This window comes from bacterium, assembly GCA_035370465.1.
Classification (GTDB): Bacteria; Ratteibacteria; UBA8468; order B48-G9; family JAFGKM01; genus JAGGVW01.
In genome coordinates this window covers 1-13,716 of sequence record DAOOVW010000041.1, presented here as the reverse complement: position 1 = coordinate 13,716, position 13,716 = coordinate 1, and the positions used below count along the sequence as shown (strand labels likewise).

Annotated in this window: 14 protein-coding genes and 2 tRNA genes; 8 read left to right on the top strand and 8 right to left on the bottom strand. The window is 30.0% G+C overall.

From position 1 onward, the window contains the following. Positions 1 to 78 precede the first annotated feature (78 nt). From PLW95_06275 to PLW95_06250, 6 genes are read right to left on the bottom strand one after another with little or no spacing between them, the layout of a single operon-like run. Complete coding sequence (locus tag PLW95_06275) at positions 79 to 669, bottom strand: RnfABCDGE type electron transport complex subunit A (GenBank protein ID HOV22268.1); 591 nt, start codon at positions 667 to 669, stop codon at positions 79 to 81. Beyond that, entirely contained in the window at positions 663 to 1,265 is a 603-nt protein-coding gene (locus tag PLW95_06270; GenBank protein ID HOV22267.1) for an electron transport complex subunit E, read from the bottom strand. The genes PLW95_06275 and PLW95_06270 overlap by 7 nt, the downstream gene beginning before the upstream one ends. Next, a complete protein-coding gene (locus tag PLW95_06265) occupies positions 1,255 to 1,803 on the bottom strand; it encodes an RnfABCDGE type electron transport complex subunit G (GenBank protein HOV22266.1) in 549 nt (182 codons plus the stop codon). The genes PLW95_06270 and PLW95_06265 overlap by 11 nt, the downstream gene beginning before the upstream one ends. A gap of 2 nt (positions 1,804 to 1,805) precedes the next feature. Beyond that, positions 1,806 to 2,723 (bottom strand): RnfABCDGE type electron transport complex subunit D, encoded by a 918-nt coding sequence (locus PLW95_06260; GenBank protein ID HOV22265.1) that lies wholly within the window; start codon positions 2,721 to 2,723, stop codon positions 1,806 to 1,808. Next, positions 2,720 to 4,015 (bottom strand): electron transport complex subunit RsxC, encoded by a 1,296-nt coding sequence (rsxC, locus tag PLW95_06255; GenBank protein ID HOV22264.1) that lies wholly within the window; start codon positions 4,013 to 4,015, stop codon positions 2,720 to 2,722. Before rsxC ends, PLW95_06260 begins: the two co-directional genes overlap by 4 nt. A 1-nt stretch (position 4,016) precedes the next feature. After that, the gene (locus PLW95_06250; protein ID HOV22263.1) at positions 4,017 to 5,231 is read right to left on the bottom strand and encodes a 2,3-bisphosphoglycerate-independent phosphoglycerate mutase; all 1,215 of its coding nucleotides are present in this window, start codon (positions 5,229 to 5,231) and stop codon (positions 4,017 to 4,019) included. 93 nt (positions 5,232 to 5,324) lie between these two features. Between PLW95_06250 and rsmI the strand changes: the two genes are divergently transcribed. Genes rsmI through PLW95_06235 form a run of 3 tightly spaced genes read left to right on the top strand, consistent with a single transcriptional unit; the run spans position 5,325 to position 7,966 of the window. Next, on the top strand, positions 5,325 to 5,987 hold the full coding sequence (gene rsmI / locus PLW95_06245; GenBank protein ID HOV22262.1) for a 16S rRNA (cytidine(1402)-2'-O)-methyltransferase: 663 nt from the start codon (positions 5,325 to 5,327) through the stop codon (positions 5,985 to 5,987). 2 nt (positions 5,988 to 5,989) lie between these two features. After that, a complete protein-coding gene (locus PLW95_06240) occupies positions 5,990 to 6,718 on the top strand; it encodes a SurA N-terminal domain-containing protein (GenBank protein ID HOV22261.1) in 729 nt (242 codons plus the stop codon). A 36-nt stretch (positions 6,719 to 6,754) separates the two neighbouring features. Then, complete coding sequence (locus tag PLW95_06235) at positions 6,755 to 7,966, top strand: DUF1015 domain-containing protein (GenBank protein ID HOV22260.1); 1,212 nt, start codon at positions 6,755 to 6,757, stop codon at positions 7,964 to 7,966. 12 nt (positions 7,967 to 7,978) lie between these two features. Here PLW95_06235 and PLW95_06230 read toward each other — a convergent pair. Next, positions 7,979 to 8,050, bottom strand: a tRNA-Thr gene (locus tag PLW95_06230). A gap of 164 nt (positions 8,051 to 8,214) precedes the next feature. Between PLW95_06230 and PLW95_06225 the strand changes: the two genes are divergently transcribed. The 4 genes from PLW95_06225 to PLW95_06210 all read left to right on the top strand — a co-directional run bounded on the left by PLW95_06225 (position 8,215) and on the right by PLW95_06210 (position 10,537). Then, complete coding sequence (locus PLW95_06225; protein HOV22259.1) at positions 8,215 to 9,120, top strand: glycosyltransferase family 9 protein; 906 nt, start codon at positions 8,215 to 8,217, stop codon at positions 9,118 to 9,120. A 12-nt stretch (positions 9,121 to 9,132) separates the two neighbouring features. After that, on the top strand, positions 9,133 to 9,900 hold the full coding sequence (locus PLW95_06220) for a prolyl oligopeptidase family serine peptidase (protein ID HOV22258.1): 768 nt from the start codon (positions 9,133 to 9,135) through the stop codon (positions 9,898 to 9,900). Positions 9,901 to 9,980: 80 nt separating this feature from the next. Then, a complete protein-coding gene (locus PLW95_06215) occupies positions 9,981 to 10,271 on the top strand; it encodes a zinc ribbon domain-containing protein (protein HOV22257.1) in 291 nt (96 codons plus the stop codon). A 194-nt stretch (positions 10,272 to 10,465) separates the two neighbouring features. Further along, positions 10,466 to 10,537, top strand: a tRNA-Asn gene (locus PLW95_06210). Positions 10,538 to 10,606: 69 nt separating this feature from the next. Here PLW95_06210 and PLW95_06205 read toward each other — a convergent pair. Beyond that, positions 10,607 to 12,052: an MATE family efflux transporter gene (locus tag PLW95_06205; protein HOV22256.1), complete on the bottom strand. Its 1,446-nt coding sequence runs from the start codon at positions 12,050 to 12,052 to the stop codon at positions 10,607 to 10,609. Positions 12,053 to 12,221: 169 nt separating this feature from the next. Between PLW95_06205 and PLW95_06200 the strand changes: the two genes are divergently transcribed. Beyond that, positions 12,222 to 13,091 carry a VIT1/CCC1 transporter family protein gene (locus tag PLW95_06200; GenBank protein ID HOV22255.1) on the top strand — a complete coding sequence of 290 codons (870 nt, stop codon included), beginning with the start codon at positions 12,222 to 12,224 and terminating at the stop codon, positions 13,089 to 13,091. Positions 13,092 to 13,716 lie beyond the last annotated feature (625 nt).

Sequence of the window (13,716 nt, the reverse complement as noted above, 5' to 3'; positions counted from 1 at the left end):
CAAATTTTTGATTGAGATATAATAAGGCCAACTGGAAATATTTTGAAAAGCAGATGCCTTATTTGTTATGTTGTAAGATTATAATTTGAAAAGCCCTTTAAAACCAAGAAATGCTAAACTCATAAGACCCGCTGTTATAAAAGATATTGGAGCACCTTTGAAAACTTCTGGTAAAGGAGCAACATCAATTTTCTCTCTTATAGATGCAAAAAGAATTATTGCAAGTGCATAACCTGCTGGTAGAGCGATTGAGAAAACAAGATTCTGGATAAAAGAAAGTTTATAATCAACTCCAAGAAAAGCACACGCTAAAATTGCACAATTTGTAGTTATTAAAGGAAGATATATACCAAATGCCTTATATAAAACAGGCAATTTTTTCCTTATTATTATTTCTTCAAACTGGACAAATGAAGCAATTGTTAAAATAAAAGTTGCTGTTCTTAAATATTCAAGATGCAGTGGTAAAAGAAGCAAATTGTACACAGCCCAACTTAAACAACAAGCCATAACAGTTGCAAAAATTACTGCAAGTCCCATTCCTATTGATGATTTAATATCTTTTGAAAGGCCAAAAAAAGAACATAGCCCTAAAAATTTTATAAGCAAAATATTATTTACTAAAAATGCAGATAGAAAAATTAATCCTAAATTTGCCTGATTTAACATTTTTTACCCCTTCTTTCAATTCCCTGTTTTAACGCAATAAAAAAACCAATAACAATAAAAGCACCTGGTGGCATAATCATTATTAAAAATGGAGTAAAATTGGCTCCAAAAATTTGGTGTCCAAGTATTGTTCCATTTCCAAAAAGTTCTCTTACAATAGAAACAACAAAAATTACAAGAGCAAAACCAATTCCTACTCCTAAACCATCAAGAAGAGAACTGATTACATTATTTTTTGATGCATATGCCTCTGCTCTACCAAGAATAATACAATTAACAACCACCAGTGGAAGATAAACACCTAAATTTCTGTGGATTTGAGGAGATAAAGCAGCGAGTGAATAATCAACAATTGTAACAAAGGTTGCAATTACAACAATAAATGCAGGGATTCTCACATGAGAGGGAACAAATTTTCTTATTAAAGAAATGGTTACATTAGAACCTGCTAAAACAAAAATTACAGCAATTCCCATCCCAATAGAATCCCTAACAGAACTTGAAACAGCGAGAAAAGGACATAAACCCAACATAAGATAAAAAATCGCATTTTCTTTCCATAAAGCATTTACAAAGTTCTTAAAATCAATTTTCATTTTTTTCTACCTCAATTGTTTCAAGTAATTTTCTCACACCTTCTGTTACTGCTTTTGATGAAATTGTTGCTCCTGTTATTGTATCTATTTCACCTTCTGAATTATCCTTTTTTAAATAAATTTTTTCTTTTCCTTTACCATCAAACTGTGATAAAAATTTTTTTTCAGTTATTTTTGCTCCAAGACCAGGTGTTTCATTATGTTGAAGAATTTTTACACCTTTAATTTTTAAATCTTCATCAACTCCAATTTTTATTTTTATATCTCCTCCATAACCGGGGGAAGTTGTTGTAAAAATTTTACCTATTTCTTTTCCTTCACTGCCTAAAACAGAAATATATTTTATATCTCCTTGTTCTACTTCATGGAATTCAACTCCATCTGGAAAAATTTCTTTATTTATATTATCTTCTTCAATTTTTTGTTGTTTTTCAATTGCTGGTTTTGTTACTTTATAAACATAAGCAAGTAAATATCCGGATAAAGAAGTAATTATTGTTAAAATTAAAATACCACCAACTATTTCTTTTTTGTTCATTTTTACCTTCCAAATTTCTTCGGTAGAGTATATTTATCAATTAAAGGAACAAGCATATTCATAAACAAAATTGAATAACATACTCCCTCTGGATAACTTCCTTTCAGTCGTATAAGAAAAGTTATAATTCCACATCCAATACCGAATATTATTTTACCCTTTTTTGTTATAGGGGAGGTAACATAGTCAGTTGCCATAAAAAAAGCACCAAGAATAAGTCCTCCTGCCATAACCTGCATTGCAACATTTTGTTTGAAAATTACCGAAAGAATTGCAACAGTTAAGATATATGAAACTGGAATATGCAATGTTATTACTTTTCTACAAAGCAAAAAAATTGCCCCTAATAAAAGAAGTAAAACACTTGTTTCTCCCAAACACCCTGCCCTTATTCCAATAAACATTTGCCATAATGAAGGTAATTGTTGTAAGAAATTTTCTTTTAATATTGTAAGAGGAGTTGCAGTCGTTATTGCATCTATTGAATAGTCAAATGGTTGTATCCAGTGAGTCATAAAAACAGGAAAACACGCGAGGAGTATTGCCCTTGATGCAAGAGCAGGATTAAATATATTAAATCCAATTCCACCAAAAATTTCTTTTATAAGAAAAATTGCAAGAAAGCCACCAAATCCAACCACCCATAAAGGTATTCTTGGTGGCAAAACAAAAGCAAGTAAAATTCCTGTTATAATTGCACTTCCATCAAAAATTCTTATTTTTTTCTTAAAAATAATTTGACTTAAAAGTTCACTTAAAACACAGGAAACAATACTTACAACTATAATTTTCAATGAATATAAACCAAAAAACCATATAGCACCAATTAAAGGTGGTATTAAGGCAATAATAACAGATAACATAATTTTGCCTGTTGTTTCATTGCTATGTATATGTGGTGCCCAACTTATTTTTTTCATTCTTTTTTCCTCTTTATTTTTGTTTTTGCCCATTTAAATAGTTCAACCAATGGCCTTTTAGAAGGACAGATATATGAACAACAACCACACTCAATACAATCAGAAACACTTAATTTTTCTACTTCTTCCCATTTTTTTAATTCTGCATATCTTCCAATTTCAGCAGGACATAAATTCATAGGGCAGGCATCAATACATTTTCCACATCTTATACATGGTTCAATTTCTTCTGGTAAAATTTCTTCTGGTAAAATTAAAATTCCTGTTGTTCCCTTGATTACAGGTATATCAGAAGAAGGAATATTCATCCCCATCATAGGACCACCAATTACAATCTTAGACCCCTCTTCTAATTCACCTTCACAATAAGTAATAACTTCGGATATACTTGTTCCGATTTTTACTCTTAAATTTTTAGGTCTTTCAACAAGTCCAGAAACAGTTATAACTCTTTCAATAAGTGGCTCTCCATCACAGACAGCATTTTTTATTGATATTGCTGTTTGAACATTAAAAACAACAATTCCAACATCAATTGGAAGTCCACCTGAGGGAACTTCTTTTCCAGTTATTGATTTTATTAGATGTTTTTCACTTCCCTGTGGGTATTTTTTGGGAAGTACTTTTAATTCAATTTCACAACTCTTATTTTTTATTACTTTTTTAATTTTTTCTGCTATATCAATTTTATTTTGTTCAATTCCAATATATGCCTTTTTAACTCCTAATGTTTTACATATAATTTCCAAGCCAATAATTACATCTTCTGTATTTTCTTTTAAAACCCTGTAATCACAGGTTAAAAATGGTTCGCATTCACATCCATTTAATATAACTGCTTCACATTTTTTGCCATGAGGTATGACTAATTTTACGTGAGAAGGAAAAGTTGCTCCACCAAGTCCTACAACTCCATTTTTTGAAACAAGTTCAATTATTTCAGAAGGACTTAAAGAAAACCAGTCATTTTTCTTTTTTTCTATTTCTTTTCCACTTCCATCATTTTCTATTATTACTGCTGGGGATATTTTATAAGTATGAGTTAAAATATCTTCAACCCCAATAACTTTCCCTGATATTGAAGAATGAACAGAAGAACTTATAAAACCAGCAATTTCTCCAATAACCTGCCCTTTTAAAACATTATCTCCTTTCCTCACAACCAATTTTGCAGGTATTCCTGTATGCTGTGAAAGAGGGATAACAACTTTATCTGGTTCTTTGAAATTTTCAATTGGTTCTTCTTTACTGAGAGATTTAAAATCAATAAATTCAACTCCGCCTCTAAACATTTTATGCTCCGAATTTTCCTAATTTTAATGAACTTGCAAGTAGCAAATACATAATTTGCTTTGCGTAAATTGTTCCTAATATACCTTTTGCACATTCTCTTTCTGAAAATCTTTCAATATCATCTCGTATCATATTTGGCGAAACAATTACAAGTGGAACTGGATGCCATGAATGACCTTTTAAAACAGAAGGTGTTGAATGGTCACCTGTAATTGCCATTGCTGAAAAGTTTAATTTTTTAAGACGCCATATTTTCTTATCAACATCTTCAAGAAATTTTACTTTACCATTAAAATTTCCATCTTCGCCCATACTATCTGTCTTTTTTATATGTAAAAAAAAGAATTCGTAATTATCATATACTTTTTCAAGTTTGTCAAATTCTTCTTCAACTGTTTCACCAACTTCAATTATATCCATCCCAACAACTTTTGAAATACCTTTATACATAGGATAAGTAGCAATACAGGCACTTTTAAGTTTGTATTTTTCTTGAAAAGTTGGAACATCAGGAAGTTTTGAAATACCTCTAAGTAGAATTACTTTTGCTTTTGAATTAACATTTTTCAATATCTCTTTTACTTTTTTTTCAAACTCATTTAAAACACTAGCTGTAAATTTACCTTCCTGGTTTAAAGGTAATATTTCTTTAAGCGGTAAATTTTCTTTTTGTGGGTCATTTTCACTTACATCAGGAGAAAGGTTTTTCCCTCTTAAAACAATTGCACATCTATGTTCTTTTACAGTGTTTATTGAAATTTTTACCCCATTTATTTCTTTAATATTTTTTGAAATTAAATCAACAATTTTTTTATTTTCATCAGTAGAAATCCTACCTGCTCTTCTATCCGTCACAATGTCATTTTCATCAATTGTTGCAAAATTACCTCTTATTGCAATATCTTCTTTCCCAAGATTTACACCTATTCCAAGGCATTCAAGAACACCTCTTCCTATGAGAACTTTAATAGGGTCATACCCAAAAAGAGAAATATGTCCGGGCCCACTGCCAGGAGTTATTCCCGGAAGAACCGGTATTGAAAGACCACAGGAACCATTTTTGGCAAATTCATCAATATTTGGAATATTTGCTGTTTCTAATTCTGTTTTTCCTGTTTCCGGGTGTGGAATACCTCCAAGTCCATCTAAAACAAGAAGAAGTATTTTATTTTCATTTTTCCCTATAATCTCTGGTAAAATTTCCTCATATTCCATTTTTTTTCCTCCTATAAATTAAAAAATTTAAATTATTTTACTCTTATTAAAATAAATTGTAAAATTTTAAATTAAAAAAGGAGTATTTTTATAATGTTATATATCGTTTCAACTCCAATTGGAAATCTTGATGACATAACTTTCAGAGCAATTGAAACATTAAAAAATGTTGATTTAATTTTATGTGAAGATACAAGAGAAACATTGAAATTATTAAATTATTATGGTATAAAAAATCATCTTCTATCTTATTATAAAGATAATGAATATAAAAGAATTGGGAAAGTAATTGAAATGCTAAAAGAAGGAAAAGAAATTGCTCTTGTTTGTGATAGAGGGACTCCTGGAATTTCAGATGCTTCTTTTTTACTTGTTCGGGAGGCATATAAAAATAATATAAAAGTTATTCCTGTTCCTGGACCTTCCGCCTTAACTTCTGCAATTTCTGTTTCTGCTCTTCCTTCATCTCAATTTACCTTTTATGGATTTTTACCAAAAGGGGAAAATAAAAAGAGGAAGTTAATGGAGTCGCTGATTGAAAGAGAAGAAACATTGATTTTTTTTGAGTCAGTTCATAGAATAAATGAAACATTAAAAATTATAAAAGATGTTTTTCAAAATAGAGAAATGACTGTTTGTAGAGAACTTACAAAAAAGTTTGAAGAAATTAAGTACGGAAGTGTTGAAGAAGTTGTTGATTATTTTTTAAGTAAAAAAAATAAAGGAGAATTTGTTATACTGATAAAAGGGAGATAAAAATGCTAACAAAATTTTTCAGGAAAAAAAGGAATATGAAAATAGTCCTCTGGATTGTAGCACTTATGATAATACCGGGTTTTTTGATATGGGGAGTTAATATTTCAGGGGCTCAAAGAAGAAGTAGTTGTGCAGCAATTGTTAATAGAGATGAAATTACTTTGAGAGAATTTTATACTCGTCTTTCTGATGTAGAAGAAAGTTACAGACAGATTTTTGGAGATAAATACGACGAAATAAAAAACAACCTGAATATAGAAGAAGGTGTTCTTGAAGACATGATTAGAGAAAAACTTTTATTACAGCAGGCAAGAAAAAAGAGAATAAGGGTCTTTAATAATGAAATAATAGAAGCAGTTAAGTCAGACCCTGTTTTTAAAAATGACGCTGGGAAATTTGATGAAAAAAAATATAGAGAGATTATAAGCAATATCCCGGATGAAGAGTTAAAGAAAATTGAAGATGATGTCAGGGAAAAAATAACTTTTGAGAAATTAAAAAATCTTGTTGTATCTGAAGGAAATATAAAAGTTAGTGATGAAGAGGTAGATGATTATATAAAAAGGAACAATTTAAAAGATGTTGATAAAGAGCAACTTAGAAAGGTTTTATTATGGCAGAAAATGGAAAAGTATTTCAACGATTGGTATTCTCAGATAAGAAAAACAGCAAAAGTTGAAATATATTTACCATTAAAAAAGAAAAGTGAAAATCAAAAAATAGATGAATAAAGACAGGAGACAGAATTAGAAAGATATGGAGAAAAAATGGTAGAAATAAGTCCTTTAAAAGGTTATACATATAATTTAGAGAAAGTTGGGAATATAAGTAATGTTATATCTCCTCCATGGGATGTTATTGATAGTGAATATGAAAAAAAACTTAAACTATTATCTCCTTACAATGTTATAAATTTAATATCAAAAAATGAAAATCCCCAGGAAGTTTTTCAAAAATTTAATAAATGGATAAAAGAAAAAATAATTATTGAAGATGAAAGTGATTGTTTTTACTTTATGAAACACACTTTTTTAGTGGACAATAAACAGATGGAAAGAAATGGGGTTTTTGCTTTACTTAAACTTGAAACATTTGAAAAAGGCAATATTATTCCCCATGAAAGAATTTTTGAAAAGTATAAAGTTAATAGATATAAACTTATAGAAAAATGTAGAGCAAATTTCAGCCCTGTTTTTATGTTATATCAGGATAATAATTTTATTTTTGAAAATGAAATAAAGAAATTAAATGGTGAAATTAAAGGTACTATAAATAATGAAATTTTTTCTTTTGGTAAAATAAAAGATAAAAATAAAACTGAAATAATTAAAAACATCTTTAAAGATAAAAAACTTATTATTGCCGATGGACATCACAGATATAATGCAGCGCTTCATTTTTATCTTGATAACCCTACCCCATCAGCAGGTAAGGTTCTTGTATTTCTTGTTAATATAAAATCCCCTGGCCTTTTAATTTTACCAACTCATAGATATGTAATTGAAGATATTCCTTTTTTCAAGAAAAAACAACTAATTGAAAAATTTTTTGAAATTCAAAAAGTTCCTTCACTTTTTGAGATGAAAGAGAAAATGGAGCAATTTCAGGATAGTCATTGTTTTGGTGTTTATGATAATGGAGAATTTTTTGTTTTAATATTAAAAAGTAAAGATGTAATTGGAAAAATTGCAGAAAAACATAGTGAAAACTGGTCTGAATTAGATACAGTTATACTTCATGAGTTTATATTTCCTGAAATTTTTGAAATAAAAAATAATGAATTTTTCTTTCATATTTCGCCAGAATATTTAATAAAGGAGAGAGAAAAAAGGAGAAAAGGTATTATATTTTTTTTAAACCCAATTAAAAAAGAGCAGTTTCTTAAAATATGTTTTTGTGGAGAAGTTATGCCTCAAAAATCAACTTATTTCTATCCAAAAGTTCCATCAGGTCTTGTTATTTACAAATTCAATTCTTAAAAATAAGACATAAGCCCGCGAGGGGACTTGAACCCCTGACTTGCTCATTACGAATGAGCCGTTCTACCACTGAACTACACGGGCTTATTTTTATTATATCAAGTTTTTGTCATTGAGGATAAAAAAAAAGGGCGCCGAATCGCGCCGGCGCCCGAAAGCCATGCTACTTACCTGCATTCACAAGCAGAGAGAAAGCAGAAATATTATACCTTACAGATAAAAATTGTCAATATTATTTGAAATTAAAAATGAGAAATGTTTTAATAATAAGGGAAGGTTCTTTTGGAGATTTAATTCTTACATTACCTGTTGTCCAATCACTTAAAAAAAATAATTTTTGTGTTTATTTAGCAGGTAAAGGAATATATAAAAATTTTTTTGAAATTTATTCAGATATTAATGGATTTTACTCTTTTGATAACACCTTTTTTCTTCCTCTTTTTTCTGGTGAGAGAAATCAATTATTATCAGAATTTTTGAACAATTTTGATTTAATAATTTTTTATGAAGATGAAAAAACACTTCAAGGAAAAACACTCAGAAAGATTTTTAAAGGTGAAATTTTATTTCATCCAGTAAAAAATGAACATTTAAAAATGCATATAATTGACTATCTTCTTTTACCTGTTAGAAATTTTCCCACAGAAATTGAAAAATATCCTTTTTTGAAAATAGAAAATAAAGAAGAAAATATAATAGTAATTCATCCTGGTAGTGGTTGTTCTCACAAAAATTACAAAAAAGAAAATTTTTTTGAGATTATAAAAAAGATAAAGGATAAAGAATTTAAAGTTATTCTTGGTCCTGCTGAATTTGACCAATTTCAATGGTGGAACAATAAAATAGGACAGGAAAAAATTTTAAAAACATCTTTTCTTCAGGATATTGTTGATATTGTGAAGACAACAAAAATTTATATAGGAAACGATTCAGGTATTACACATCTTTTTGCTGCATCAGGAGTTAAAACAATTGCTATATTTGGCCCAACTTCTCCTTTTATCTGGGGACCGAGAGGGAAAAAAGTAAAAATAATTTTCAGAGAAGTTGGCTGTAATCCATGTAGCAAAGAAAAAATGAAAAATTGCAAAGAAAAATTGTGCTTTGAGCAAATAGAAATTAAAGATATAATAAATTTTATAGAAAATTTTTAAAAAGGATAAAAATTGGAAAAACAAATAACATTTGAAAGCGAAGGGAAAAAATTATTTGGGGTCTTGCATTTAAGTAATAAAAAGAAATCCCCGGGAATTGTTTTATTTCATGGTTTTTCAGGACAAAAAGCAGAGAGTCATTTTATTTTTACTCATCTTGCAAGATTTCTCTGTAAAGAAGGAATATCTGTTTTAAGATTTGATTTTATGGGTTCAGGAGATAGTGAAGGAGAATTTGTTGATAAGACACTTTTAACAGAAATGAAAGATGGGGAAAATGCAGTAAATTACTTAAAAAACTTAAAAGAAATTGACAGGAATAGAATTGGAGTTCTTGGACTTTCATTAGGAAGTGTTACAGCAGTTTATACTGCATCGAAATTGAATATAAAATCACTTTGTTTATGGTCAGGACTTGCTTATCCATCAGTTATATCAAGACAACTAACAAGAAAACTAAAAAAACAATTAGAAGAAAAAGGGGAAGGTTATCTCACAGGGACAGGACTTTCTATAAGCAAGGACTTTGTAGAAAGTTTAAAGCATATAAAACCATTGGAGTTTGCAAAACAATTTAAAGGAAATGTTTTAATTATTCATTGTAAAGATGATACAGTTTTATCCTTAACACATCCTTTCGCATACTTTGAAAATTTTCATTATAATGCAGGGTTTTCAGAACTTGTGATTTTTGAAAAAGGACGACATACTTTTGTTATTGAAAAAACAGAAAAAGATGTTTTAGAAACAACATTAAAATTTTTCAAAGAAACACTATAAAAATATTCATAAATTTAGATATTTACATTTTTGAAATTTTTCGGTATTTTAATTAGTTAAAGAAAAACAGGAGGAGAAAAATGCCTACTTATGAATATGAATGCGAAAAGTGTGGATATAGATTTGAAAAATTCCAAAAAATGACAGAACCACCTGTAGAAGTATGCCCTGAATGTAAGGAAAAAAAAGTTAAACGGCTGATAGGACTTGGTGGTGGAGTTATATATAAAGGTGCTGGTTTTTATACAACAGAATATAGAAGTGAAGAATATAAAAGAAAGGCAAATGAAGAAAAACAGGTAGTAACTTCTTCAAGTTCTTCATCATGTGCAGGTTGTTCTTCTTCAAATTGTTCAACCTGTAAAAAATAATTTACAAATCTAATGTTTTCTGATATTATTATTTACGAATTCCGGTGTAGCTCAACGCGAAACGAAGTGAAGTCCGCCATGTCCGCCAGAAAGCGCGTCGGATTCGCCATGTTGTGTGGCGAAATTTATGGCGGAGTAGAGCAAGGTTGAAAAACAATATTTTATTGACAGTTAAAAAGTTAAAAATTGAAAATTCCGGTGTAGCTCAATGGTAGAGCAAGCGGCTGTTAACCGCAAGGTTGTAGGTTCGAATCCTACCACCGGAGCTATTTGTTTTCTTATTAGCAGATATTATACTTCTATAAAATAAGGAAATAGTGTTAAAGAATTTTGTTTTAGTTAAGAGAAGAGGTTTCAGTATCTAATAGGGAAGTTGCCATTTGTCTATCATCTTTCAGTAATTTGTTTTTGTGTCTCGCAAATGCTTTTTTCCAGTGTCCAGAGCGAAAAACCATCGTCATTCCAATACCTTGCACAATATCAGAAGCATTTATACCTAACCATATTCCTTTATAACCCAATCCGAGAACCAATGCACAAAAATATGCAAAAGGTATTCTAAAAATAAGTTGACCAATTGCATTTATAATAGTTGGTGTTCTTGTATCACCAGCACCATTCATTGCCTGTGAAAAAACAAGTGAAAAAGCAAGAAAAGGGAAAGTAATTGCTAAATACCTTAAAAAAGAACTGCCAATAGTAATTACTTCTTTGTTATTATTAAAAAATCCTACCAATGTGGGAGCAAAAAACAAGAAAATTATAACTATTGGTGTAAGTAGAAATTCATAGTATCTAAGCGCACGCCATGCCGCTTTTTCTGCTCTCTTCGGTTTTTTTGCTCCTAAATTTTGTCCCACAAGAACAGCAGCAGCACTTGCAAATCCAAAACCAGGTACCATTATGAAAGACCTCAGTCGAGAACCAATTCCATAAGCAGCAAGAGTAACAGCACCAAAGGATGTGACAAGACGCATTAAAAAGAGAAAAGAAATTTCACGGATTAACGCCTGAAGTGAAGCAAAAAATCCGATACTTACAATTCTTTTCATAAGAAACGGAATTGGTTTAAGATATTTTATTTTAAAATGAATTGTAGAATGCCCAAAAAGAAGATGGATAAAAAGATATATAATACCAACTCCTCTTGTTAAAACTGTTGCAACAGCAGAACCAGCAACTCCCAATGCAGGAAAGGGACCATAACCCATAATATATAAAGGGTCTAAAATTATATTAAGAACATTACCTATTACAAGTGCGTATAAAGGTGTTCTCGCATCTCCTGAACCCTGTAAAGCATTACTTATTCCAACAAAAAGAAAAATAACAAGAGAATAATTAAAATTTATTCGTAAGTAGTCAGCAGCATAAACCAGAATATTTCCTGTTGCACCAAAAAGTTTTAGGATTGGCTCTACAAGAAAAAAAGAAACAGGCAACATTATAGATGCACCAATAAGACTCCAGATAAATGTCTGTCCTAACACATTATCACTCATCTCATAGTTTTTTTCTCCTGTAAAATGAGCTATAAGTACCATTGTTCCAACTGCAATGCCTTGAACCAGCATCATCAGAACAGACATAGTTGTCCCTGCAATTGCAAGTGCAGCCACCTCAATATGTCCTAACTTTCCAACAAAAAACAGGTCAACCATAGAAAAAAGGTCATGCAATGCTCCTGCTATCATCATGGGACCTGCTAATTTCCATATTGAATGGGAAAGTTCACCATCTACTAAACCCTTTTCAATTTTTCTTTTTCGTTGATGTGCCATTTTATAATTCCTATTCAGTATATCAATATAAATTTAAAAACAATCAAATAATGGTGGGATTTTTTTATCTATTTACCTGTTATACTTCCATATTTCTTTCCTGTCAACTTTTATTATTCTGCCTTAATTTTTTTCTGTTTTATTGTATAATTGAAGAAAGGAAATAAAAATGGAAGATAAAGAAATAAAAAAGAAAATTTTGAAAGCACAGAAAAATGAATTAACAGAGCATTTTATTTATAAAAAACTTGCATCTCTTATAAAAGATGAAAAGAATAAAAAAATTCTTGAAGATATTGGGGAAGAAGAACTAAAACACTATGAGGTCTTTAAGAAAATAACTAAAACTGATGTAAAACAAAATAAACTTAAATTTTATTTTTATGTATTTCTATCAAGAATGTTTGGACTTACATTTTCCTTAAAATTGATGGAGACAGGGGAAGAATTTGCACAAAAAGAATATGAAAAAATAACAAAAGTAATATCAGGAGTAGAATGGATACTTAAAGATGAAAACAAACACGAGAAAGAAATTATATCCCTTTTAGATGAGGAAAAATTAAAATATGTAAGTTCAATTGTTCTGGGCCTAAATGATGCCCTTGTTGAGTTAACAGGGGCTCTTGCTGGTTTTACATTTGCCTTACAGAAAACAAAATTGATAGTTATTGTTGGATTTATAACAGGAATTGCTGCTGCTATGTCAATGGCTGCTTCTGGCTATTTATCAGCAAAACAAGAAGAAGGGGAGAAAAATCCTTTAAAATCGTCAATGTACACAGGAATTGCATATATTATAACTGTCCTTTTTTTACTTCTACCATATCTTGTTTTTAAAAATGTTTTTTTATGTTTAGGTTTTGTTATGGTAAATGCTCTTATTGTTATACTTGTTTTCACTTTCTATGTTTCAGTTGCAAAAGAAGTTTCTTTTAAAAAGAGATTTTTTGAGATGGCATCTTTAAGTTTGAGTATTGCAGTTATAAATTTTCTTATAGGAATTTTAATAAGAAAAGGCTTTGGTATTGATGTATAAAAAATATCTATAAAAAATTTTCCAAGAAACAAAAACTCTAATCTTTATCTCAAATTCCGCCAAAATTAGGCATTAAGCGAGTGTATTATATCATAAAATCCTTATAATGTATTAGCGTCAGAAAGTTTTTTCCCTTCTCCCCTTAGTCTGTCCGCCAATCTTTCCGCCAAAAATCGCAGCGGATTCGCAATGATAGGCGAATGTGGCGGAGGGGAGAGGCTCGCCCGTTGGATCCTCGCTTTTTGCTACGGCTCCCTCTGGGCATAGCCCAACGGGCGAGCCTGTGGACTACGCCCAGAGGGGAAGGGGTGAGGGCTCTGATTTTTATTACACCTTTAATGTAAAAATAGTATTACCCCATTTCAAAATGTGAATTCTTTAAATTTTTTCATAGTTATAATATAAATACATCTATTATTCAAATTCACAATTCTAAATCTACACTACTTTTTGTTTTTGATAATTTTCTATTCTCCATAGTTATAAGAAAACGGGATTTTAGGGTTACTTGATTTATGAGAAGTTAGGGGTTAAATGTCAGAAATTGTTAAATGGCGAACTTGACTTGTCAAATTATTTTTTAACTGAATAAGGAAGAAGCCATCTTTTTCTCTTTATAAATGAA